Here is a 22,664-nt window from a genome sequence, read left to right on the forward strand (position 1 = left end):
ATTATACGGAGTGTGATTCAACTAACCTGTAAGTCAATCTCATAATCAGTTCATAAGATGACCAAAAACATGCACGATTTTAACGTTGCTTAGTCCTCACAGATATTTCATAATCTGTCACTCCTTCATCCATAGCATAAAAAATGTCCGCATCATTACTAGCTGGTAAACCAATTGCCTCTGCCATCATGCAAGATATCAAGCAAACCGTTATGGCACACGAACAAAAAGGTCATCGTCCTCCTGGTCTTGCAGTGATCCTTGTTGGCGCAGATCCAGCTTCTTTAATTTATGTCAATAACAAACGCAAAGCATGCCATGAAGTTGGATTTAAATCTTATGCCTATGATCTTCCCGAACAAACCAGTGAAAAAGATTTATTAATGCTCATCGAGCAACTCAATGAGGCCAATGACATTGATGGCATTCTGGTACAACTCCCTCTACCAAGCCATATTCATACCCAAGCCATCATAGAACGACTCAAGCCCACCAAAGATGTAGACGGCTTTCATCCGTACAACCTGGGAAGGCTCGCACAAGGGAATCCTCAACTTAGACCTTGCACCCCTTATGGCATCATACAAATGCTGAACTATTATCAATTAACTCTATCAGGAAAACACGCCGTTGTGGTCGGCGCATCCAATATCGTGGGCCGCCCCATGGCACTTGAATTTTTACTTGCTAAAGCCACTGTAACCATATGCCATCGGGCTACCCGAGATTTGGAACATCATGTCCGCGCTGCCGATATCCTGGTGGTAGCAACTGGAGTCCCTGATGTCATTAATGTCAATTGGCTGAATAAACAGCAAATTATTATTGATGTCGGTATTCATCGCAACGAAGATGGCACACTACGCGGTGATGTTGATTATGCACTTGCCAAAGATAAAGTAGCGTGGATAACGCCTGTCCCTGGGGGGGTTGGTCCTATGACCATCAGCACTTTATTGAAAAATACATTCTATGCTGCATCTCATTTACATGAATGGTGCTGAATCCAGTCATCACCAAAAACCATTACGCTTTACAAAAACGCAATTTTCTAACGCTCGAGTTCGTCCCAATCAAACTCATCATCCAGCTCATCTTCAAACTCCTCTCTCAAGCGTTTACGTTCAAGTCTCTCTTCAATCATTCTTCGCACACGTTTTTTGTGTTCTGATTCATCGATGAGATCAAATTCCTCCATCTCTTCATCATGATTTAGGTCAGAGAACACTTGACTCTCATCATAACCTTTATGCAAGCTCATAATAGCCTCCAAGTTTTTGGTCAGTCCTGCTCTATACCTATAAAAAGTATAGTTCAATAAATTAACTATGAGCTTAGGAGCGTTGTTCTCATTTAAATACGCAATATAATGAAAAACGAATTTTACAATCAGGTGAACTCAGCTGGAGAATTATATGGCCATCATTGCACTGCCTGCATTTAAGGACAATTACATCTGGGCGATTGTAAATGAATCAAAACACACCCTCCTATGCGTTGATCCTGGTGATGCTCAAACCGTGTTAACTTATGCTAAGAATAATCAACTCATTCTGACGCACATTCTTATCACCCATCATCACACGGATCACCTTGGAGGAGTTGATGAACTATTACAAGCATTTCCCAAAACGATTGTATATGGGCCGCAAGATCAAAGGCTTCCACAAGTAAATTACATTGTACGCAATGAAGACATTGTGCCCATTGATCATTATGCGTTTCGTGTCTTGGCCACCCCGGGACATACCTGTTCTCATATTTGTTATCATGAACCAAGCAAAAGCTGGTTATTTTGTGGTGATACTTTATTTTCCGCCGGATGCGGGCGCGTATTTGACGGAACCATGGAAGACTTGTATCACTCCCTTCTTTCACTAAAAAAGTTACCTCAAGACACCCAAGTCTACTGTGCACATGAATACACCCGCCAAAACTTGCAATTTGCCACAACCGTTGATCCTGAAAATCCAGTCATTGAATCTTACAAAACCTACCTCATGCAGCACCCTAATGCGTGCTCATTACCATCCACCATCGCGTTAGAAAAAAAATTAATCCTTTTTTAAGAACAGATACTCCGGCATTACAAATTTTTGCGAAAAATAAAGGTATAAATCCATTGGATCAATTTGAAATATTTAAACAATTACGTAAAAATAAAGACCATTTTTAATAAAAAATACGCGAAAGGATATAATTATATACTTAAAGAACAAAACACAATCAAAAAAGGTTTATCGCTTCTTATTTTTTTAGTAGACTGCAATTTCCTTAATTTAATCTGGTTGTTAATTTGAAGTTTAAGTCATCCATTATACTTTACTTACTCCTCATTCTTTCCAGTTTGAATGTTATTAAAGCAGCCCATGCCTATTCACCACCCAACGTATGGGATGTTTTACGCAAGCAATTTTTGCTTAGCCATGAAATTACTCGCCCTGAAGTCCAAAGCCAGATTCGCTGGCTTATTGCTCATCCAAGTTATCTGCATAAACTCACTCAATCAGAGCCTTATATTTATCATATATTGACTGAAGTCAAAAAGCGGAAAATGCCCGGTGAAATTGCCCTGATTCCTATGATAGAAAGTGCGTACGATCCTTTTGCCTATTCCGGAGCGGGCGCTGCGGGACTTTGGCAACTCATGCCTGGAACAGGCACAGGACTTGGATTAAAACAAGATTGGTGGTATGACGGTCGCCGAAGCATCGGCCCATCTACGGATGCAGCTCTTAACTATCTCGGTTATTTGAACAAATTTTTTAATGGCAACTGGCTACTTGCTTTTGCTGCCTATGATTCCGGGGAGGGAACCATTGCACGGCTCATTAAAAACAATGGGCAAAATCGCAATATTAACTTTTGGTCATTACCTGTCCCTCAGGAAACTAAAATATACGTTCCCAGATTGCTTGCCTTAGCCGCAATTATTCAAAATCCACAACGATATCATATTCAATTGCCAGAAATTCCTCATATGCCTTATTTTGAAGAAGTCAATATTGGCAGCCAAATTGATTTAAGCCATGCTGCAAAATTGGCGGGTATTTCCTATAAGGAATTAATCAAATTAAATCCCGGCTATAACCGTTGGACTACCGCCCCCTATCGCCCATACAAATTATTGATTCCAGTGGATCGTGTTGAAGATTTTAGCCGAAATCTGGCGAACTTTCCTGAAGAAAAACGCGTCAGTTGGACTCGCCATCAAGTCAGTGCTGGCGATAACCTTACTCTCATCGCCCAAAAATATCATACCACCGCCAATCTAATAAAAGAATTAAATCAGTTAAAAACAAATTCGGTTAAAAAAGGGCAATTTGTTCTGGTACCAAGCAACAAAAATACGCCCGCTCTCTCATCTGCGGGAAAATCTCCCCCACCAATGAACAAAAGCTCGCATTTCAATGAAATACATTATTATAAAGTAGTCCACATTATCCAAAAAAATGACTCGTATGCTCAGTTAGTAAGAAAATATGGGGTTACCGAAAGCAACATCAGAAAATGGAACCGGCTCGGACCACGCACCCCTTTAAGCCTCGGGAAACAATTGATCATCTGGAAATACAATAATAGAGGTTCTTATACGATTAAACAGGGTGATAACTTAAGCTCTATTGCCAAACGCTTCCATACAAATGTCAAGTCAATTATGCAATTAAACCCAGAGCTTCACAAACATGTGCTTAAGCCAGGGCAAAAAATAATACTGGGTTAAAAGAGTGGACAATACACCTGAAATGTTCAATAATTTAGCAAAGCTCACACTAAAATGACTTATTTTTGCAATAAATATAATTTTTGACGAAGACCAGCTTGCAAGATGGCATAAAATCGTGTGTTATACTTAGTATATTGATAAGAGCTTATCCAACACAATGAAATTATTATTTGATTTTTTCCCTATTCTTATATTTTTCATTTGCTATAAATTTTTTGGGATATACACCGCTACTGCAGTAGCCATGGTTGCTTCTCTTACCCAGGTTGTATTTTACCGCATCAAAAATCAACATTATGAAAAAATGCACCTTATCAGCTTGATTTTAATTATGGTTTTGGGAGGAGCAACTTTATTTTTTCATAATCCCTGGTTCATTAAATGGAAACCAACAGGGATTTACTGGCTCTCTTCTGTCGTATTTCTTGGATCATCGGTGATTGGTAAAAAACCTCTTATTCAAAAAATGATGGATGGTAACATCAATCTTCCATCCAAGGTATGGCAACGATTAAATGTCGCTTGGGCCATCTTTTTTATGGTTATGGGTGCCCTTAATTTGTATGTAGCCTATTATTTTGATACGGATTTTTGGGTTAATTTTAAATTATTTGGTGGTGCAGGATTCACCCTGCTTTTTATCTTTCTTCAAGCAATTTATTTGACCAGGCACTTGGTTGAGAAAGATCTGGAACATTCCTCCAGTGACTCACGAAGCTAGCCGGATAGTGTAAGGAGCAAGAATGCGATTGCTACTGATTGAAGATGATGAATTACTTGGCGACGCTGTCAAGACTGGCCTAACCCAGTTTGGTTATGTAGTAGACTGGTTGAAAGATGGGGAAGCCGCGCGCGCCGCGTTGAAATCAGAATCTTTTGAGCTGATTATTTTAGACTTGGGGTTACCAAAATTATCAGGTATTAGCCTTTTGCAATCCATTCGTCATGAAGGCAATACAACCCCTGTTATTATCTTAACGGCAAGGGAATCGGTAGAAAGCCGTGTTAAAGGATTGGATAGCGGTGCTGATGATTATATAATTAAGCCATTTGACCTAAATGAACTTAGCGCCAGGGTTCGCGCCTTGATAAGACGCTCGCAAGGACGGGCAGACAGCGTTTTGCAATATCGAAACGTAACCCTAGATCCGGCTGCACACTCCGTTACAGTGGATGATGTTATTATCAATGTTCCAAGACGCGAGTTTGCTTTACTGCAAAAATTGTTGGAAAACAGCGGTCATGTTTTATCACGAGAACAGTTAATGCAAAGCATTTATGGATGGGATGAAGACGTCGACAGCAACGCTTTAGAAGTACACATTCATAATTTACGGAAAAAACTTAATGCCAACTACATTCGTACCATACGGGGCGTTGGGTATATGGCAGAAAAAAATACCGAAAAAAGTGAAGGGGTTTAATTAGTTCTCTAACAGCCCCGGGTGACTCAAAATCTTGCCGAACGATGTCATACCGTTCCATGATAGGGCTGAGCCACATTTTAGTTAATCATAACAGGCCCTGGCCGTGAAAGCTTCAATACGTAAATTTTTATTAATTAACCTCTTACTGGCAATTACAATCACAACGACGTTAACTGCCATAGGAAATTATTATCTGGATCAAAAAGATATTCAGGAACATCTGGATACTTTAATGGCAGTTTCAGCCCTCTCTTATCAAGCCTTATTAGGGGATGATGTTCATCAACGCCCATTATCGAAAATACAAAATACCCTGAACACGATTCCCAAAAAGTAAAACCTATTACGACCGGCCCTTAATTAAAGACGACACGCCCGAGCATTATCTGGACAAATTCAGCTTTCAAGTCTGGACTGACGGTGGAAAATTATTATTACATTCATCGAGTGCGCCAAAACTACCATTGACTGAAGATACCGATGGATTCAACGATAAAGTTCTTGATCAACAAAAATGGCGCGTATTCACAACTTATAATGACAAGGCAGGAGTACGTACGGTTTTGGGTGAACGCTATGATACTCGAAATGAGTTAGGTCAACGAATCGCTCAAGATGATCTTTATATCATGTTGCTCACTTTTCCACTGTCTGGCCTCCTGATTTGGATTATCATTGGCCGAGGTTTAGATAGTTTGGACCGGGTAGCACAGGAAGTCGCTAACCGTGCCCCCAATCATTTAGAGCCAGTTAGCATTAAGGAAGTCCCTGAAGAAATAAAGCCAGTCATTGATGAATTAAATAAATTGTTTTACCGGCTAAAGCAAGGCTTTGAGCGTGAAAAACGTTTCGCTGCCGATGCTGCCCATGAACTTCGTACTCCTCTGGCCGCCCTCAAGACACAAGCTCAGGTCGCTTTGAACACGAATAACATCGATGAGAAAAATATAGCTTTGCAAAAACTAATTGCCAGTGTTAACCGCAGTACTCATATTGTTCAGCAGTTATTGACCATGAGTAAACTGGTTCCAGAGGCAGAAACCATTAATGATCTTGACGAAGTTAATATGGCAAAAGTTGCTCGTGATGTATTAGCGATGCTGGCACCAACAGCCGTTGAAAAACAAATTGAACTCGAACTTGAGCATGACGAACAAATGCCCAATTTCATCGGAAATCCTACAGCAATCAGTATATTAATTCGCAATCTGGTCGACAACGCCATACGTTATTCAAGAGAATGTGGGCAAGTCATTGTAAGAGTCTATCAGGAACAAAATGAGGCCGTTCTTGAAGTACGAGATAATGGTCCAGGAATACCTGCTGAATTACAATCCCGTGTTTTTGAACGATTTTTTCGCGTTCTCGGCAATAAAAGCACGGGAAGCGGCCTTGGGCTTGCGATTGTCCAACAGATTTGTGCCTTACATAATGGCCGTGTCACGCTTGAATCGCCAAAAGAAGGAACTGGTCTGATAGTAAAAGTTTATTTTCCAATATCTGCCAAACAAGAATGAATTTCAGGTTTCCTGAGCATGTTGAACGCCAGGAGAACATCAAGGCTGTTACCCTCGCATAGTTAGACTAGGAAGACAGGTTCTTAATGCCCAGCCAGCAACTGCAATGCCTGACGAATTAACTGCTCACAAGTTTTACCCGCTTCATTGACTTTTTTTACGGCCTTGATTGCTTCCTGTGGTTTGTATCCCAAAGCTTCCAAAGCTTTAACAGCTTCTTCCTGAGCCAGCGAGCCGTCTGTGTTTTTTTCTTGCAACACAGCCGTTTGTGGCAAATGTGTGAGTCGATCTTTCATTTCAACCACCAAACGCTCGGCTGTCTTTTTGCCAATACCAGGCAATTTAGTAAGAAAAACAGCATTCTGCTGATGAATGCATTGAATAAATTCATCCGGAGTAATACTCGACAATATCACCAGCGCCATCTTGGGACCAATACCGTTAACTTTAATCAAGGATTTGAATAAAGCACGCTCTTCCTTATCCAAAAAACCATACAGCAACAAGGCATCCTCGCGCACAACGGTATGAATATGCAGACCAACCTCACCATCATGCATTTCCAACTGGAAAAAAGTGAGTAAAGACATTTCTACATCATAACCAACGCCATTTACATCAATGACTATTTTTCCTGGATGATTTCTATCAATAATCTGACCTTTTAGCCACCCTATCATCGACGCCACCTATGCACAGTTTTTCTCCTTAATACCCCAGATCCGTTGCGCATGTGGCTATGACAGATGGCAATGGCCAACGCATCCGCTGCATCACTTTGCGGGGAGCTATCAAGTTTAAGCAAACTCACAACCATATGCTTGACTTGATCTTTTTGTGCTGCTCCATAGCCAACCACCGCTTGCTTTATTTCTCGTGCAGAATATTCACTGACTTTTACACGATGAGACGCAGAAGCCACCATCGCCACTCCACGCGCATGCCCTAATTTCAGTGCAGCATTGACATTCTGATGCATAAATACCTGTTCTATCGCTACTTCATCGGGATTAAATGCATCCATTAACTCACAAATTCCATTAAAAATCTGCAATAGCCTTTCACTTAACTCACCCTGAGGAGTGCGTATGCAGCCACTATCAAGATAATGCAATTGACGCTTATCATTTTCCTTTATGAGTCCATAACCTGTGATGCGCGAGCCTGGATCTATCCCTAATATAATCATGATTACTCAAAAATACCGTCCGGAAATTCTGCATTACAATACACCGCTTGGACATCATCCAAATCTTCCAGCATGTCAATGAGCTTTTCAAGCGTTTCTGCCGTTTCTTTATCTACTGGAACCATGGTTTGAGCACGCATGGTCAGCTGAGAATGCTCAATTTCCATTTGTTTAGCTTGTAAGGCAGATAATACGGAATGATAAGACTCTGCAGCCGTGATGATCTCAATGTGTCCTTCTTCTTCATTGACGTCCTCCGCTCCCGCTTCAATAGCGATCTCCATGACTTGTTCCTGCGACTGCATCGGGGCCAGTAAAATCTCACCTTGCTTATTAAAGAGATAAGAAACAGAACCGTCTGTTCCCAAATTACCGCCATGCTTTGAAAAAGCATGGCGAACTTCCGATACGGTTCGATTTTTATTATCAGAAAGGCAATCAACGAGGATCGCGACTCCTCCTGGACCATATCCTTCATAGCGCATTTCCATCATATGCTGGCCTTCGAGTCCCCCAACCCCACGTTTGATTGCATTATCAATGGTGTCGCGCTTCATATTGGCTTTTAGTGCTTTGGTGATCACATCACGCAATCTTGCATTGGACGACTCATCTCCGCCCCCCATACGGGCAGCCACAGTAATCTCCCGTATCAGTTTTGTGAAAATTTTACCTCGTTTGGCGTCTTGTAGTCCTTTTCGAAAACGAATATTAGCCCATTTACTATGACCTGCCATGAAAAATACTCCACCGTGAATACATATAATTAAATTCTATGTGAATTATACAATGGCAGCGTTTTAAAAAGAATGTTATACCTGGCCATTAAATAAGATTCTTGGGATTGATGATGTACCCTGATTCAAGCTATGCTTTTTAACATTGAAATAAAGGAGAGTAGCAGTGTATTTAGCAGGATTTGGAAATCATCATCAAAGTGAAGCTTTACCAGGTGCTTTGCCTAAAAAACAAAACTCACCCCAACAATGTGAATTTGGCCTTTATGCCGAACAATTAAGCGGTACCGCCTTCACTCGCCCGCGCCATAATAATCTTTTCAGCTGGATGTATCGAATACTCCCCTCTGTTGTTCAGCAAGGATATGAGCGTTACCCTCACGAAATTCAAAATCAATACGTCACGGCACTTCCTCCTAACCCACTCAGATGGTCACCTTTAATTACAGCTGACCAGGAACAAGATTTCATCGATGGGTTATTTCATCTGGCAGGGAATCATCTGCTCAACACCTACCTCTATCAATGCAACCAATCGATGCATGCACGTTTTTTCAGCGACAACGATGGAGAGTTATTATTTGTGCCTTATTTAGGTTCAATAAGATTGCATACCGAATTCGGCAAGTTGGACATTTCTCCCGGATTCATTGCCGTCATTCCCCGCGGAGTCAAATTTAAGGTCGAATTGCTTGACTCCCATGCCGCGGGATATCTTTGTGAAAATAGTGCTTCACCACTTACCTTGCCACCGCTGGGTCCAATAGGAGCCAATGGTCTAGCTAACCCTCGTCATTTTCTTTATCCACAAGCATCTTTTGAAGATACTCAAGAAAAAGTCGAATTAATTTGTAAATTTCAACATCAATGGTGGATGGCGAAAAACCAGCATTCTCCTCTAAATGTTGTTGCTTGGCATGGAAATTATGCCCCGTATTGCTACGATTTGTCGTTATTCAATACCATGAATACCGTCAGTTTTGATCATCCGGATCCATCCATTTTTACGGTTTTAACTTCCGAAAGTACGGTATCTGGTGTTGCAAATCTTGATTTTGTCATTTTTCCATCACGTTGGATGGTCGCTGAATATACTTTCAGACCTCCTTATTTTCACCGCAATATCATGAGCGAACTGATGGGACTGATTAAAGGTGAATACGATGCAAAAAAGAGGGATTTTGCGTTGGTGGAGTCAGCATTCACAACTGCATGACAGCCCATGGTCCGGATGCAGATACCTATCAACAAGCCGCAACTAGAGAACTTAAGCCAGAATATTATGAAAATACCCTAGCATTTATGTTTGAATCATGCATGCCCTGGCTGGTGACCGAACAAGCATTTAATCACCCTGCACGTCAACGAGATTATGCAGCTTGCTGGCAAGGATTAAAGCAGAATTTTAAAAATGTTTCCTGACAGTCCATCCATGCTCTTAAAAAGCCGACTTGGACTGTTGAAATTACTGAAAAAACAAAGCTAGAATAAATCTTCTTGCGTTAAACCAACTCGTTCAAGCAGCCCGCGTAATGTCTTCAACGCTTCCACCTGAATTTGCCGAACACGCTCGCGGGTGAGATTAATTTCTTTACCCACTTCCTCAAGCGTGGATTTTTCAAAACCACGAAGACCAAATCGTCTTGCAATAACTTGTTGCTGATTTTCAGTGAGTTCACCTAAAAGAGATTCTATATGCGCCCTTAAATTTTCATCCGTCAGCAATTCAGCAGGATTAACACTGTTTTCATCCGCAATGGTATCCAGTAATGATTTATTTTCTTCATAACCAATTGGCGTATCAACGGAGGTAACCTTGTCATTCAAGCCCAATAATTTTTCAACGTCTTCTAGGGGCTTATCAACCATTTCGGCAATTTCTTCTGCAGAAGGTTCATGATCGAGTTTTTGTGTTAATTGTCTTGCGGCACGCAAGTATACATTAAGCTCTTTAACGACATGAATGGGCAAACGTATAGTACGAGTTTGATTCATGATTGCCCGCTCAATCGTTTGGCGAATCCACCAAGTGGCATAGGTAGAAAAACGAAATCCACGCTTTGGATCAAATTTTTCAACGGCTTTCATGAGCCCCAAATTACCTTCCTCGATTAAATCAAGAAGCGGCAGGCCACGATTAAGGTAACGCCGGGCTATTTTTACTACGAGGCGCAAGTTTGATTCAATCATTTTCTTGCGTGCTGCTACATCGCCTTTTAACGCCAGCGTAGAATAATGAACTTCTTCTTCGGCGCTGAGTAATGGAGAAAAACCAATTTCACTGAGGTAAATCTGAGTTGCATCCATGACTTTGGCCACATTCTTTCCGCGATGATAACTGGGAAAAATTTCCTCATCGCTGAAATCCGGCAGATCTTCATCCGTATCCTCATCCAAAATAAGGCTGCTGTCATCTAACACAGGCTCATCGTCGTTTGAATTCTCAAACTTTTCTTCCTGCAGTTCTAATTTTTCCTCTGTGGGCTCATCATTTGGGCACATTGTTTTACCTGCTTAGTTTAACCAATAGCACGTTTTTATTGTGATTTTAGAGGTCATCGACAAATTTGCACGACTTTACAGAACTTATTGATTCTATTACTACATTATCACTTCAAAAAAATCAATAATAACTATAAGCATATCAGAAATTATTAAAAAATTCCTTGATAACGCAAGATTAGGCAGGGCAAAATCATAAGCAGTTTGATTGTGCCTAGCGCAGGGTCTCCAAATATATTGCTAGATTCCCGCTCTTGCGGACCGAGGGACATAGAAAATAAGTCATCAACCTTGTTGCAAATAACTTAACGGATTTACTGGCTTTCCGGCTTTTCTAATCTCAAAATGCAGACCCCAATACCGTCTATCCACCACACCCATTTCTGCGATCACTTGCCCTGATTTGACACGTTGACCCTCTCGAACCAAATTACGCGTGTTATTTCCATACGCTGTCATAAATTGATGATCATGTTTGATGATGATTAAATTGCCATAACCAGACAGACCGTTTCCAGCGTAGGCAACCACGCCATCTGCCGCAGCATAAATTTTCTCGCCTTTTTTACCCGCAATATTAATGCCTTTCTTTCCTTGATTGGGAATAAATCTTTCTGCCACACGTCCATGAGCTGGCCATATCCAGGGGGCAGTGGATGATTGACTGCCTGTTATTGTTCTTTCTCTTGCTTTTATTCCCGTTCTTACAGCGATTGGTTTATAGTAATGCTGCGTCACCACTTGTGGCCTAACCACATGGTTAACTGCTTTAGGGGTGACTCTACCCTCCAAGCGTAAGACTTGGCCAACACGTAAGGTATAAGGACTATGCAAGTTATTTAATCTGGCCAATTCACGATAATCCTGGTCATAACGAAATGCCACGGCATACAATGTCTCGCCACGAATAACCACATGCCGCTGATGATTACCTGCTGCTTTCCAATTCAACTCCACAACCGGCGCTAAATCTTCTCGTTGAGTACAGGCACAAAGCATCAGCAACAAATATGAAACCCACCACCTTGCTCGTAAATGCATTCTGTCAAGACATCCATTTTATTAAAAAATAAACCATCACGAAAATGACTATCGTCGACCAGCCAATCACATCAATGTAATGTCGAAGCCGTGTCTCAATTCGAGCGCCGGCAAAATACAATATGGCTGATACTAAGAAAAATCGCAGGCCTCGACCTATAATAGAGCCCAACACAAAAGGAAGAAAAGCCATTTGCATTGCGCCGGCTGCGATCGTAAACACCTTGTAAGGAAAAGGCGTAAAACCTGCCAAAATAACCACCCACACTCCATGTTGTTTAAACCAATGTGCAACTTGATTAAAACTCGACATATAGGAAGAAGAAGCCAAATACGGTTCTAACAGTTCCATGGCATACATACCAATTAAATAACCCAATATTCCACCCAGTACTGAAAAAAACGTGGTAATCAAGGCATAATACCAAGCTCGCTTTGGAGCCGCGAGTCCCATGCTAATGAGCATAACGTCAGGAGGGATAGGAAAAAAGGAAGACTCGGCAAAAGAGACACCAGCTAGATAATATGGGGCATGCCGATGTCCAGACCAACGCAACGTTTTATCATACAAAAGAGAAAACAATTTCATAGCGTCCAATTGACTCCCTCCATCCACGTCGATACTTGCTCAAATATTTTGTAGTGTGTCATATCAAGATGCAAAGGGGTAATGGACACATACCCCTGACTGATTGCAAAAAATCAGTTCCAGGTCCTGCATCTGCTTCTACTCCTGGGGGCCCTATCCAATATATGGGACGACCTCTAGGGTCATATTCCTTAATAACAGGTTCAGCTCCATGACGTGTACCCAATCGAGTGACCTCAAATCCAAGAATTTTATCTAAAGGCAAATCGGGCACGTTAATATTTAAAATGGTTTGTGCTGGCAATCGGTGAGTCCGCAATTTTAAAATCAATTGCCTGGTGATGGTCGCGGCTGTGTCGTAATGCTGAATATTATCCCCGACCATCGACACAGCCATCGCAGGCAAACCGAGATAACGACCTTCCATTGCAGCAGCAACCGTTCCGGAATATAAGATATCATCACCAAGATTCGCACCTTCATTAATGCCAGAGACCACCATGTCGGCTGAAGATTCAAAAAATCCCGTCAAAGCCAAATGCACACAATCCGTGGGAGTACCCTCGACGCTGTAGTAACCATTATCCAGTTTTTTTACTCTCAAAGGCTGTGACAATGTCAAAGAATTGCTGGCTCCGCTACGATTCCTGTCTGGCGCCATTACTTCGATATCAGCCACCGTTGACAATTCATTGGCCAGAGAGCGGATGCCGGGAGCAAATACCCCATCATCATTGCTTATCAAAATCTTCATATTAACTCTCAGGTGATTCCAACCATTTAACAACAGCAAGACGCTCTCTAAGCTGCTGTTTATTTTCATCAAGCTGCGCTTTCAGTTCAGGCTGTGCCTCATTCTGCTTTAAGGATAACTCTTGTTTGGCTATCGTTTCCTGTAAGGCCAAAATCCGTATACCATATTCTTGTGGATTTAAGCGAAGTTGATACCCCATTTCCTGTAACCTTGCTGCAATTTCTTCTAACTGTTTACAATTCAATGATGCATGGGATTGCGCGGGACAGTCACGCATGGCATGCTGAAGAGCTTTAGGATTCATCCTATAATAATGTTCATCATGCACCGAACAGCCTGTCATCCCTAATGACACAATGACTAGGGCAATATATTTTATCATCACTTTATCCTGCAGGTTGTCTAATTGGGTGGATATTACCATCTGTCGTTATCTAAGGCTATTAGGTAGACAGATCCATATATATTGGCTATCGTAGTAGCATTTTTTTATTAACCTTCTAAGTCATCATGCTAGATTTTAAAACTGTTCGCGACGAACAAACAGGTGAATGGTTTGTTGAAACCTCTATTTGCGGCAAACACTTGTTAACCACGCCACAGCTTAATAAAGGCACCGCTTTTACCCAGGAAGAACGTCGTGCCTTTGGGTTACTAGGCAAACTACCTCATCGAGTCGAAACACTGGACGAGCAAGTTAAGCGTGCTTATATGCAATACGCCAGCTATAACACTCGCCTGCAGCAACACATTTATTTGAATAACCTTCATGATAAAAACCAGGTGCTGTTTTATAAACTGTTAAGCCGTCATCTGGCAGAAATGCTCCCCATTATTTATACCCCCATTGTTGGCACTGCCGTCAAACAATACAGTCGAGAATATCGTCAACCAAGAGGTTTATATATCGCCCATTCTGACCAAAATCAAATTGATGAAATTATGAGCAACCGCTCCAATCCATACATTGATTTAATTGTAGTCACCGATGGTGAAGGAGTATTGGGTATTGGTGATCAAGGCATAGGAGGGATGGATATTCCTGTCGCAAAACTCATGGTTTATAGTTTGTGCGGCGGTATCGATCCTACCCGAACCTTACCAGTGTTTCTCGATGTTGGAACCAACAATCAGGACTTATTAGCTGATCCCATGTATCTGGGATGTCGCCACCCACGTATCAATGCTGAAAAATACGACGCCTTTGTGCATGCCTTTGTAAACAGCATTCATAAACATTTTCCCAATGCTTTTTTACATTGGGAAGATTTAGGTCGAGGGAATGCCCGACGTATACTCAATCAATTTCAAAATGAACTATGCACGTTCAATGATGATATCCAGGGGACGGGAGCAGTAACGCTTGCTGCCTTGCTTGCTGCCTGTGAAATAACTGGACTAAGCCTGGAGCAGCATCGTATTGTTGTTTATGGGGCAGGATCAGCAGGTACTGGCATCAGCGATCAAATTGTCGATGCCATGATACGACGCGGCATCAGCCCACAAGACGCCTATGATCGTTTTTGGCTCATCGATCGCCAAGGGTTATTAATTAAAGGAGATCCAGATCTGACTGAATCCCAAGCGCCCTATGCTCGTATGCAAAGTGAAGTCATAGGCTGGAACGATCATGATAAAAAATACATTTCTTTGGCGGATACCGTCCGTAAAATCAAGCCAACCATTTTGATTGGTTGTTCTTCTCAACCCGGCGCCTTTTCCCAAGATATCATTGAGATGATGGCGACTCACTGCGAGCGCCCCGTTATTTTTCCACTTTCAAACCCTGATGAACGATGTGAAGCCCAACCGATTGATATATTGGCCTGGAGTAATGGCAAAGCCCTTATTGCCACTGGCACGGCTTTTCCGGCAATCGAGTATCAAAACCGCTTACTGCAAATAGCACAATGTAATAATGCGTTGGTGTTTCCTGGTATTGGTCTTGGTATTTTAGCCGTCCGTGCAACCAGATTAAGTAAAGCAATGATTTGGGCCGCTACTCAAGCCTTAAGCGATTTTTCACCCAGCAAGAAAGACAGTTATCTGCCCCTATTGCCTTCTCTGGATGAAGCGCAAATCGTAGCAAAACACATCGCGGTTGCGGTAGCCCGTACTGCCATTGAAACCGGGCTTGCTCAATGCAACCAGGACAAGGATCTCAATAAACTCGTGCAGGAACTATGTTGGGAGCCGCGTTATTTACCCTATAGAAGAATAGAACCCTAAAATTTTCTACTCATCCCCTGCCAGACACAGGGGATGTATCCCAGAAATTTGCTAAAAAACAATCTTGAATGTTTTTAGCCCTATATTTCATGTTATCGCTGAATAAGTCTACTTTTACTTAGGCGAAACATTAACCTGTTGATTATTATTTTCCAATTTTGAATCAAAATACACGACCACCCGTTTTAAACTCGCACCTGTTGATTCCCACAAACGTGCATATTTAAAAACTATAAGCGTTTTTTGCGGGTAAGCTTTATTTGGCTTCCGCACAAAGGTAAATACCATTTCCCCTCCTGCGCCTATCAATTGAGTTTTAGGTGCCATGTAGGTGCTATCCGTTAGCGACAATAAGGTCTTGTCGTATTGCTTGACTGCCCATTGGTAGCCCGTTGTTGGATTGGCCGGCAATCTTACTCTAAACTGCGCGAGTGACTTGTTTACAGTCATCGTCATGGTATCAGTAGCATTAGTACTGGCATTGGCATTGGCATTGGCATTGGCATTAAGTGTACAGCAAAACAACAGACACCCTATGATTAATTTCATAATTCCATCCATTTATCGTTAATGAATCAAGCCAGCAAGAACATGCAAAGGCCAGCGCATAATCCGCTGTTCCTTTGGATCCCCCCAGACTGCTTGCAAATCATTTATAATCAATTCTATTGGATTTTCGTGATTATATTTTTGATATTCTTTCACAGCAGACCAAGTATTCAAATATCCTAATAATGCATATAAATCAAGATTTTTTTCTATAACAAACGCTGGCGTCATGATTCGTTGAAAAGGAAAGGAATAGACTGATAGTGTTCATCAATATAACGTCGCTCTTTCGGCCAATAGCGTTCTCCCAGGATATCCAGATAGAGTTTACCAATAATTGCATCTATTTTTTCATTCATTCGACCCAGAGAATAACACCATGCTGCAAACACAGCCGACGGTTTGGCAACCCGTCTAACTTCAGCATAAAAATTATCAAAATTAAACCAATGCAATGCTTGCGCCACAGTAATCAAGTCAATGGAGCTTTCAAGAAGAGGCGTTTTCTCTGAGGCACAACAAATGTAATTAAGGTTATCACATCGGGGAGCAATGGTCAGCGGTGAAAAATTAATATCCGTAGCCACAATCAAATCAAACCGTTTGGATAGAGAAAACGCGGCCTGACCATTTCCTGTGCCACAATCCCACACATAAGCATTTGCTCGGGCCAACGTGGCTAAAAAATCAAAAAAAGATTCAGGATAATCAGGACGGTAACTTAAATAATTTTCTGTTTGCCGATTAAAATGCTTAATATATTCCATAAAAACCAACCAATCCCTGTTGTATTACAGAATGCAACATTTAATATTAACAATTTTTGCAAAACACAGCACATAGTTTGAATTTAATCATCCTAAAACATCCAAACTATGCGCGTAGCGTCGCTGCAAAGGTATCGTTATACTTGCGTTTTGGTTGTCTTTTTAACGGTCGTCTCTTTCTTGCCCACCGTTTTTTTGGGCAACGCCTCACTGTCTTCCCAAGGTGGTGTGTCTTCTTCCAAATGTTGTGAATGACAAACATTGCAAGTCTTGTGACAGAGACATTTATGAGCACATAATACCAAGCCAACTAAAAACATCGCGGCAATTCCAATACCATTAGCAGTAAGAATGGTTAAAATAGTTGCAATAAGTAACAAAATAAGACCCAACAACTCAAATCGGTGGACCCAAAGGCAGTTATGGGCGTTGCTTGATTCTTTCATACATCCTCCTTGAATAAAAATTTTAGCCGATGCTACGTTCAATAAATCATTTATTGGATAATAAAATACCAATATGTATTTTTCATTTTATATCAAATATAAAAATATACCAATATTTGAACTATACGATTATGCAAATTAAATAAAGCTTGCTAATCTATTTAATAAATAACAATATTTTTGTGGTGAGGGAATATCCATGCTTAAAATCAGTCGATGTCTTCTTTTTTATTTTTATGCGTTCTTATCTCTCCAATCTTCGCTCAGGTGCATGAAATTGCAATCACCATTGACGATTTACCTTTTGTAGGAACCACGCATAATAAACCCGGAAATTTACAACGGGAACAGGAACGTTTTATGAAAATAATGCAGAGCTTAATTGACCATCAAGTTCCTGCAACTGGATTTGTGGTAGGAGGAACCATTGAACAAGGTCAATGGCAATTGCTAGAAGACTTTAAAAAAGCGGGATTCGTCATCGGAAATCACACGTATTCTCATGCAAATCTAAATCGTACTAACCCTAAACAGTACATCAATGACATCGCACGCGCCGATCAAATCCTCACGCCCTTAATGTCAAAACCCAAATATTTCCGATATCCTTACCTTGCCGAAGGCAAAGGAGAAGCCAAACAGGAAGTCCAAAATTTCCTTATTGAAAACGATTACATTATAGCCCCGGTCACCATCGACAGTAAGGACTTTCGCTTCAATGAACAACTTTTAGCCATTAACTGGCGAGAAAGAAACAAATACCTTAATCAAATTAAAAAACGATATCTTGATTATATTTGGCAACAAACGTTAAGAGCAGAAAAAAAATCACAAGACAAACCCGTGAGTAAGCAAATATTGCTCATTCATGCAAATTTGCTGAACAGCCACGCCATGGGAGATATTATCCAAATGTATAAAGACCATGGTTATCAGTTTGTGAGTCTTAGTGAAGTATTGAGTCCAACTGATGCTTCGACCTCAACGGCATCATCCATTCCGCCTATCCCTCTCCCACTTCCCGATTCTGTATAAATCTATAATCTGTATTGTATCAGCACAATGAAGTTGCTGATACAGTCATCTTGACGCATAATGTGCCAATCATTAACGATTAACCAGTAATTATGTCAAGAATGGTATTCTGTATTAAATTAAATCAAGAAGCGGAAGGTATGAGTGCTCCTCCCTTCCCCGGCCCATTAGGTGAAAAAATCTTTGCCCAGGTTTCTAAGCAAGCTTGGAAAATGTGGCTGGATCATCAAACCATGCTCATTAATGAATATCGATTAAATCTTTTTGACCCCAAGGCGCGTGAATTTCTACAAACGGAAATGAACAACTATTTTTTTGGTGAAGGCTCAAAAAAACCGGCCGGATTTTCTCCAGAACAATAAAGCCCAAATAAGAAATTTATAAGATTTGTAAAAAATAAGTCGCCTACTCTTGACTCAAATCCGTTCTCGGAGTTTAATAGCAACCTCTTGGGGCCAGATAGCTCAGTCGGTAGAGCAGAGGACTGAAAATCCTCGTGTCGGCAGTTCGATTCTGCCTCTGGCCACCATGAAATCTGGCTCTTTCCCATTTAAGGGGGCAGCTTTAATCACCCGCAGAGGACCTTAACACGTACTCTATAATTTTCAAAATTTCTAAAACCATAAGCTCTTCGCTGAATGAGTTTCATTTTGCGATGAAAGCCTTCTGTTATTCCATTTGACTTACTAAATCGCCACATTCTGGCCACTTCATCTTTCCAAGCCCAAAGTGTTTTACCTAATGATGCTAATGCTTTAAAACCACTTTGCTTTAACTCAGCCAACATTTCTAAGAAAGTAGGTATTACTTTACGGCACTCATGCTGTGTTAGCGCCCTTTTCATTAATAGTGAGTGCAGTTGTTGCTGAAATTGATATATAGCCTCTATTGCAGGATTTTCAGTGAAAAACGCATCTCTTTTGACTTTCTTCTCATCACTTAAGTTATCAGGTCTTGTTCTTAATAAGGCTAAGATACCTCTATTGTTTTTAATTTCAGTGGAGAGTTCTCGACAGGTCATCATACACTGATGTTGAATTAAACGGATTACATGAAACCTATCAGCCACTATCATAGCATTAGGAAAGTACTTCTTTACTAAGGAACGGTATGTACTGCTCAAGTCCATACAAATCACTTTGACACGTTCTTTTCCAGGTAATTGCTGGAGATATTCTTTTAATTCTTGCTCACGACGGCCACGAACCACATCAAATATCTTATGTTTTCTTAGGTCACAAAAAGTAGTTGCAAACCCTTCTTTCTTACTGAAAAAATGTTCATCAATACCCAGTACCACAGGACATGGTTTATTGATTAATTCTCGATGTTGCTCTTCATAATGCCGCTGATACCAGCGCTCTATGGTCGCTTTTCCTTTCTTATAACGCTCTGATAAATCTTTTTGCGATACCCCGCGGCTATGCTCATGAAACACTGCAGCTTGAGCTCGCCAAGTAGCACGTTGATGTTTATTGATACCGGGAAACTGTTGATTACCATAGCGACAACAAGTATGACAATAAAGCTTATACGCTTTAAACCTCAATACACTTCGACGATGCCCTATTAACTCATGGTGTACTGTTCTTACATACGATGATTTCTTGCGAACCTGCTTACTTTGGCAATGACTACACCGAGCTAATCGGTTATAAGTTACATCTAATAATAAGGGTTGATACCCACTCACTTTTAATATGGAAAATCCAGGTAAATTTAGGATAAGATTGTTCTTAGGCACTTTAATCTCCTTTTGATCGCTAAATCAAGGACTTAGTCTAGACTAATTTGATTAAAGTGCCCCCTTAATTGGTGTAGAGCCCTATAATTTTCAAAATTTCTAAAACCATAAGCTCTTCGCTGAATGAGTTTCATTTTGCGATGAAAGCCTTCTGTTATTCCATTTGACTTACTAAATCGCCACATTCTGGCCACTTCATCTTTCCAAGCCCAAAGTGTTTTACCTAATGATGCTAATGCTTTAAAACCACTTTGCTTTAACTCAGCCAACATTTCTAAGAAAGTAGGTATTACTTTACGGCACTCATGCTGTGTTAGCGCCCTTTTCATTAATAGTGAGTGCAGTTGTTGCTGAAATTGATATATAGCCTCTATTGCAGGATTTTCAGTGAAAAACGCATCTCTTTTGACTTTCTTCTCATCACTTAAGTTATCAGGTCTTGTTCTTAATAAGGCTAAGATACCTCTATTGTTTTTAATTTCAGTGGAGAGTTCTCGACAGGTCATCATACACTGATGTTGAATTAAACGGATTACATGAAACCTATCAGCCACTATCATAGCATTAGGAAAGTACTTCTTTACTAAGGAACGGTATGTACTGCTCAAGTCCATACAAATCACTTTGACACGTTCTTTTCCAGGTAATTGCTGGAGATATTCTTTTAATTCTTGCTCACGACGGCCACGAACCACATCAAATATCTTATGTTTTCTTAGGTCACAAAAAGTAGTTGCAAACCCTTCTTTCTTACTGAAAAAATGTTCATCAATACCCAGTACCACAGGACATGGTTTATTGATTAATTCTCGATGTTGCTCTTCATAATGCCGCTGATACCAGCGCTCTATGGTCGCTTTTCCTTTCTTATAACGCTCTGATAAATCTTTTTGCGATACCCCGCGGCTATGCTCATGAAACACTGCAGCTTGAGCTCGCCAAGTAGCACGTTGATGTTTATTGATACCGGGAAACTGTTGATTACCATAGCGACAACAAGTATGACAATAAAGCTTATACGCTTTAAACCTCAATACACTTCGACGATGCCCTATTAACTCATGATGTACTGTTCTTATATACGATGATTTCTTGCGAACCTGCTTACTTTGGCAATGACTACACCGAGCTAATCGGTTATAAGTTACATCTAATAATAAGGGTTGATACCCACTCACTTTTAATATGGAAAATCCAGGTAAATTTAGGATAAGATTGTTCTTAGGCACTTTAATCTCCTTTTGATCGCTAAATCAAGGACTTAGTCTAGACTAATTTGATTAAAGTGCCCCCTTAATTGGTGTAGAGCCAAAAAAATTAATACAATGAATTGCGGCAACAATGATACATTGTTTATACTACACATATATACATTGTTTATACATTAGGTGTTTACATGAAAGTACATGCAAAAATTCAAAAATGGGGTAACAGCTTAGCCTTGCGTATTGGTGGTGCAATGCGTGAGATTCCTCATTTTAAAGAAGGAACTGAAGTGGATATCGAGATTTCTGAAAATGGCTTTATCGTTACCAAATCAAAAATGAAAAAACATTTTCCTTTTAAAGAATCAGAACTCCTAAAAGGATTATCCGCACAAACAGCCCATGCTGATTTGCTTGCTTCACCTCTGCCTAACGAGGTCGAGCAATAATGACAACAGCCTATATACCTGAGAGAAATCATATTATTTGGCTAGACTTTGAACCTACAAAAGGAAAAGAAATAGGTAAATACCGCCCTGCCTTAGTATTGTCCTCGAAAGAATACAATCGCGCTACTGGATTAATTATCTGCTGCCCAATAAGCACCAGTATTCGAGGAGGCAGTACTGAAGTTCCAGTATATAATCTTGAAGAGCCGTCTGTTGTTGCTGCGAGCTTGATTCAAACATTATCCTGGAAAGATAGAAAAGCCAAATTTATTATTGAAGCGGAGCATCTCGTCATGGAGGAAGTACTGTTTCGGATCATTCCTTTAATTGGGGCTGACCGACTCTTTGAAGAGTCTTTGTAACGGAAGGATTCTTCAAAAAGGACAATCAGCGTTGTCATTTTATTAAAGAAAATGGTTATCCATTTGAATTAGAAATTAATACATCACCACTCATGCACCAACGATTTACCAAGAGAATAATTTTATACTTACCATTGTTCTGGTTTGTGTATGTCAGTACCAGGAATTTGATCGGGAAGTTGCGAATTTTTTAATGCATTTTTTCTTATCTGTTTTATAAAATCTGCGTATTGAACTAACGCTCTTGAGGGTCTTCTCTTATGATCAGAGCTTGGAAATATTACTATTACTAAACGAACTATGTTAAAAAGGTATTTTAAAGGACTGAAAATCCTCATGTCGTCAGTTCGATTCTGCCTCTGGCCACCATGAAATCAACGACGCTTAAATACCCG

General features: G+C 40.6%; 23 protein-coding genes, 2 tRNA genes and 4 pseudogenes. 14 read left to right on the forward strand and 15 right to left on the reverse strand.

Annotated elements, in window-relative coordinates; translation table 11 throughout:
- Positions 1–143: 143 nt before the first annotated feature.
- The gene (gene folD, locus LOA_RS08775; RefSeq protein WP_025386003.1) at positions 144–1,004 is read left to right on the forward strand and encodes a bifunctional methylenetetrahydrofolate dehydrogenase/methenyltetrahydrofolate cyclohydrolase FolD; all 861 of its coding nucleotides are present in this window, start codon (positions 144–146) and stop codon (positions 1,002–1,004) included.
- Positions 1,005–1,051: 47 nt separating this feature from the next.
- Here the strand turns inward: folD and LOA_RS08780 are convergent, their stop codons facing one another.
- A complete protein-coding gene (locus tag LOA_RS08780) occupies positions 1,052–1,261 on the reverse strand; it encodes a PA3496 family putative envelope integrity protein (RefSeq protein WP_025386004.1) in 210 nt (69 codons plus the stop codon).
- 154 nt (positions 1,262–1,415) lie between these two features.
- Between LOA_RS08780 and gloB the strand changes: the two are divergent.
- The 5 genes and pseudogenes from gloB to LOA_RS08810 all read left to right on the forward strand — a co-directional run bounded on the left by gloB (position 1,416) and on the right by LOA_RS08810 (position 6,671).
- Positions 1,416–2,176: pseudogene (gene gloB, locus LOA_RS08785) on the forward strand (hydroxyacylglutathione hydrolase).
- Positions 2,177–2,296: 120 nt separating this feature from the next.
- The gene (locus LOA_RS08790) at positions 2,297–3,724 is read left to right on the forward strand and encodes a lytic transglycosylase (protein ID WP_025386005.1); all 1,428 of its coding nucleotides are present in this window, start codon (positions 2,297–2,299) and stop codon (positions 3,722–3,724) included.
- A gap of 160 nt (positions 3,725–3,884) precedes the next feature.
- The gene (locus LOA_RS08795) at positions 3,885–4,448 is read left to right on the forward strand and encodes a septation protein A (protein ID WP_025386006.1); all 564 of its coding nucleotides are present in this window, start codon (positions 3,885–3,887) and stop codon (positions 4,446–4,448) included.
- A 22-nt stretch (positions 4,449–4,470) separates the two neighbouring features.
- On the forward strand, positions 4,471–5,151 hold the full coding sequence (locus LOA_RS08800; RefSeq protein ID WP_025386007.1) for a response regulator: 681 nt from the start codon (positions 4,471–4,473) through the stop codon (positions 5,149–5,151).
- A gap of 106 nt (positions 5,152–5,257) precedes the next feature.
- Positions 5,258–6,671, forward strand: a pseudogene (locus LOA_RS08810) (ATP-binding protein).
- 83 nt (positions 6,672–6,754) lie between these two features.
- Here LOA_RS08810 and ruvA read toward each other — a convergent pair.
- From ruvA to LOA_RS08825, 3 genes are read right to left on the reverse strand one after another with little or no spacing between them, the layout of a single operon-like run.
- A complete protein-coding gene (ruvA, locus tag LOA_RS08815; protein WP_025386008.1) occupies positions 6,755–7,351 on the reverse strand; it encodes a Holliday junction branch migration protein RuvA in 597 nt (198 codons plus the stop codon).
- Positions 7,348–7,863: a crossover junction endodeoxyribonuclease RuvC gene (gene ruvC, locus LOA_RS08820; protein WP_025386009.1), complete on the reverse strand. Its 516-nt coding sequence runs from the start codon at positions 7,861–7,863 to the stop codon at positions 7,348–7,350. Before ruvC ends, ruvA begins: the two co-directional genes overlap by 4 nt.
- Complete coding sequence (locus tag LOA_RS08825) at positions 7,863–8,597, reverse strand: YebC/PmpR family DNA-binding transcriptional regulator (protein ID WP_025386010.1); 735 nt, start codon at positions 8,595–8,597, stop codon at positions 7,863–7,865. The genes ruvC and LOA_RS08825 overlap by 1 nt, the downstream gene beginning before the upstream one ends.
- Positions 8,598–8,763: 166 nt before the next feature.
- Between LOA_RS08825 and hmgA the strand changes: the two are divergent.
- Positions 8,764–10,019, forward strand: a pseudogene (gene hmgA / locus LOA_RS08830) (homogentisate 1,2-dioxygenase).
- 60 nt (positions 10,020–10,079) lie between these two features.
- Here hmgA and rpoS read toward each other — a convergent pair.
- The 5 genes and pseudogenes from rpoS to LOA_RS08855 all read right to left on the reverse strand — a co-directional run bounded on the left by rpoS (position 10,080) and on the right by LOA_RS08855 (position 13,865).
- Complete coding sequence (gene rpoS / locus LOA_RS08835) at positions 10,080–11,099, reverse strand: RNA polymerase sigma factor RpoS (RefSeq protein ID WP_025386011.1); 1,020 nt, start codon at positions 11,097–11,099, stop codon at positions 10,080–10,082.
- Between the two features lie 285 nt (positions 11,100–11,384).
- Positions 11,385–12,140 (reverse strand): peptidoglycan DD-metalloendopeptidase family protein, encoded by a 756-nt coding sequence (locus tag LOA_RS08840; RefSeq protein WP_025386012.1) that lies wholly within the window; start codon positions 12,138–12,140, stop codon positions 11,385–11,387.
- A gap of 4 nt (positions 12,141–12,144) precedes the next feature.
- Positions 12,145–12,729, reverse strand: a complete 585-nt coding sequence (locus tag LOA_RS08845) for a YqaA family protein (RefSeq protein WP_025386013.1) — start codon at positions 12,727–12,729, stop codon at positions 12,145–12,147.
- Positions 12,726–13,483: pseudogene (surE, locus tag LOA_RS08850) on the reverse strand (5'/3'-nucleotidase SurE). The gene LOA_RS08845 and the pseudogene surE overlap by 4 nt, the downstream one beginning before the upstream one ends.
- Position 13,484: 1 nt before the next feature.
- Positions 13,485–13,865: a hypothetical protein gene (locus tag LOA_RS08855; protein ID WP_025386014.1), complete on the reverse strand. Its 381-nt coding sequence runs from the start codon at positions 13,863–13,865 to the stop codon at positions 13,485–13,487.
- Between the two features lie 128 nt (positions 13,866–13,993).
- On the opposite strand from LOA_RS08855, the gene LOA_RS08860 reads away from it, so the two are divergent.
- Positions 13,994–15,712 carry an NAD-dependent malic enzyme gene (locus tag LOA_RS08860; RefSeq protein WP_025386015.1) on the forward strand — a complete coding sequence of 573 codons (1,719 nt, stop codon included), beginning with the start codon at positions 13,994–13,996 and terminating at the stop codon, positions 15,710–15,712.
- Positions 15,713–15,826: 114 nt separating this feature from the next.
- On the opposite strand, the gene LOA_RS08865 is transcribed toward LOA_RS08860, so the two are convergent.
- The 4 genes from LOA_RS08865 to LOA_RS08875 all read right to left on the reverse strand — a co-directional run bounded on the left by LOA_RS08865 (position 15,827) and on the right by LOA_RS08875 (position 17,474).
- Positions 15,827–16,261, reverse strand: coding sequence for a protease inhibitor I42 family protein (locus LOA_RS08865; protein WP_025386016.1), 435 nt, complete (start codon positions 16,259–16,261; stop codon positions 15,827–15,829).
- Between the two features lie 18 nt (positions 16,262–16,279).
- The gene (locus tag LOA_RS13800) at positions 16,280–16,492 is read right to left on the reverse strand and encodes a hypothetical protein (protein ID WP_052335925.1); all 213 of its coding nucleotides are present in this window, start codon (positions 16,490–16,492) and stop codon (positions 16,280–16,282) included.
- Positions 16,489–17,028 (reverse strand): class I SAM-dependent methyltransferase, encoded by a 540-nt coding sequence (locus tag LOA_RS08870; protein ID WP_052335926.1) that lies wholly within the window; start codon positions 17,026–17,028, stop codon positions 16,489–16,491. Before LOA_RS08870 ends, LOA_RS13800 begins: the two co-directional genes overlap by 4 nt.
- A gap of 137 nt (positions 17,029–17,165) precedes the next feature.
- On the reverse strand, positions 17,166–17,474 hold the full coding sequence (locus LOA_RS08875; protein ID WP_025386017.1) for a hypothetical protein: 309 nt from the start codon (positions 17,472–17,474) through the stop codon (positions 17,166–17,168).
- Between the two features lie 216 nt (positions 17,475–17,690).
- Between LOA_RS08875 and LOA_RS08880 the strand changes: the two genes are divergently transcribed.
- The 3 genes from LOA_RS08880 to LOA_RS08890 all read left to right on the forward strand — a co-directional run bounded on the left by LOA_RS08880 (position 17,691) and on the right by LOA_RS08890 (position 19,038).
- Entirely contained in the window at positions 17,691–18,509 is an 819-nt protein-coding gene (locus LOA_RS08880) for a polysaccharide deacetylase family protein (RefSeq protein WP_025386018.1), read from the forward strand.
- A gap of 92 nt (positions 18,510–18,601) precedes the next feature.
- On the forward strand, positions 18,602–18,871 hold the full coding sequence (locus tag LOA_RS08885; RefSeq protein ID WP_025386019.1) for an oxidative damage protection protein: 270 nt from the start codon (positions 18,602–18,604) through the stop codon (positions 18,869–18,871).
- Between the two features lie 91 nt (positions 18,872–18,962).
- Positions 18,963–19,038, forward strand: a tRNA-Phe gene (locus LOA_RS08890).
- A gap of 39 nt (positions 19,039–19,077) precedes the next feature.
- Here LOA_RS08890 and LOA_RS08895 read toward each other — a convergent pair.
- Together LOA_RS08895 and LOA_RS08900 are read right to left on the reverse strand one after the other, a co-directional pair.
- Positions 19,078–20,253: an ISL3 family transposase gene (locus LOA_RS08895; protein WP_025384767.1), complete on the reverse strand. Its 1,176-nt coding sequence runs from the start codon at positions 20,251–20,253 to the stop codon at positions 19,078–19,080.
- 32 nt (positions 20,254–20,285) lie between these two features.
- Positions 20,286–21,482 (reverse strand): ISL3 family transposase, encoded by a 1,197-nt coding sequence (locus tag LOA_RS08900; RefSeq protein WP_025386020.1) that lies wholly within the window; start codon positions 21,480–21,482, stop codon positions 20,286–20,288.
- Positions 21,483–21,649: 167 nt separating this feature from the next.
- On the opposite strand from LOA_RS08900, the gene LOA_RS08905 reads away from it, so the two are divergent.
- From LOA_RS08905 to LOA_RS14515, 3 genes are all read left to right on the forward strand, one after another.
- A complete protein-coding gene (locus LOA_RS08905) occupies positions 21,650–21,907 on the forward strand; it encodes an AbrB/MazE/SpoVT family DNA-binding domain-containing protein (RefSeq protein WP_025386021.1) in 258 nt (85 codons plus the stop codon).
- Positions 21,907–22,269, forward strand: coding sequence for a type II toxin-antitoxin system PemK/MazF family toxin (locus LOA_RS08910; protein ID WP_025386022.1), 363 nt, complete (start codon positions 21,907–21,909; stop codon positions 22,267–22,269). Before LOA_RS08905 ends, LOA_RS08910 begins: the two co-directional genes overlap by 1 nt.
- 302 nt (positions 22,270–22,571) lie before the next feature.
- Positions 22,572–22,638: transfer RNA gene (locus LOA_RS14515), tRNA-Phe, on the forward strand.
- Positions 22,639–22,664: the final 26 nt, after the last annotated feature.

Source organism: Legionella oakridgensis ATCC 33761 = DSM 21215, from assembly GCF_000512355.1.
GTDB lineage: Bacteria > Pseudomonadota > Gammaproteobacteria > Legionellales > Legionellaceae > Legionella_A > Legionella_A oakridgensis.

Excerpts from the sequence above, each read along its gene's own strand:
- LOA_RS08905 (WP_025386021.1), top strand. The coding sequence starts at position 21,650 with ATGAAAGTACATGCAAAAATTCAAAAATGGGGTAACAGCTTAGCCTTG.
- LOA_RS08885 (WP_025386019.1), top strand. The coding sequence starts at position 18,602 with ATGTCAAGAATGGTATTCTGTATTAAATTAAATCAAGAAGCGGAAGGT.
- LOA_RS08870 (WP_052335926.1), bottom strand. The coding sequence starts at position 17,028 with ATGGAATATATTAAGCATTTTAATCGGCAAACAGAAAATTATTTAAGT.
- LOA_RS08855 (WP_025386014.1), bottom strand. The coding sequence starts at position 13,865 with ATGATAAAATATATTGCCCTAGTCATTGTGTCATTAGGGATGACAGGC.
- LOA_RS08860 (WP_025386015.1), top strand. The coding sequence starts at position 13,994 with ATGCTAGATTTTAAAACTGTTCGCGACGAACAAACAGGTGAATGGTTT.
- folD (WP_025386003.1), top strand. The coding sequence starts at position 144 with ATGTCCGCATCATTACTAGCTGGTAAACCAATTGCCTCTGCCATCATG.
- LOA_RS08795 (WP_025386006.1), top strand. The coding sequence starts at position 3,885 with ATGAAATTATTATTTGATTTTTTCCCTATTCTTATATTTTTCATTTGC.
- ruvA (WP_025386008.1), bottom strand. The coding sequence starts at position 7,351 with ATGATAGGGTGGCTAAAAGGTCAGATTATTGATAGAAATCATCCAGGA.
- LOA_RS13800 (WP_052335925.1), bottom strand. The coding sequence starts at position 16,492 with ATGACGCCAGCGTTTGTTATAGAAAAAAATCTTGATTTATATGCATTA.
- LOA_RS08845 (WP_025386013.1), bottom strand. The coding sequence starts at position 12,729 with ATGAAATTGTTTTCTCTTTTGTATGATAAAACGTTGCGTTGGTCTGGA.
- LOA_RS08800 (WP_025386007.1), top strand. The coding sequence starts at position 4,471 with ATGCGATTGCTACTGATTGAAGATGATGAATTACTTGGCGACGCTGTC.
- LOA_RS08910 (WP_025386022.1), top strand. The coding sequence starts at position 21,907 with ATGACAACAGCCTATATACCTGAGAGAAATCATATTATTTGGCTAGAC.
- LOA_RS08825 (WP_025386010.1), bottom strand. The coding sequence starts at position 8,597 with ATGGCAGGTCATAGTAAATGGGCTAATATTCGTTTTCGAAAAGGACTA.
- rpoS (WP_025386011.1), bottom strand. The coding sequence starts at position 11,099 with ATGTGCCCAAATGATGAGCCCACAGAGGAAAAATTAGAACTGCAGGAA.
- LOA_RS08865 (WP_025386016.1), bottom strand. The coding sequence starts at position 16,261 with ATGAAATTAATCATAGGGTGTCTGTTGTTTTGCTGTACACTTAATGCC.
- LOA_RS08780 (WP_025386004.1), bottom strand. The coding sequence starts at position 1,261 with ATGAGCTTGCATAAAGGTTATGATGAGAGTCAAGTGTTCTCTGACCTA.
- LOA_RS08875 (WP_025386017.1), bottom strand. The coding sequence starts at position 17,474 with ATGAAAGAATCAAGCAACGCCCATAACTGCCTTTGGGTCCACCGATTT.
- LOA_RS08840 (WP_025386012.1), bottom strand. The coding sequence starts at position 12,140 with ATGCATTTACGAGCAAGGTGGTGGGTTTCATATTTGTTGCTGATGCTT.
- LOA_RS08880 (WP_025386018.1), top strand. The coding sequence starts at position 17,691 with ATGTCTTCTTTTTTATTTTTATGCGTTCTTATCTCTCCAATCTTCGCT.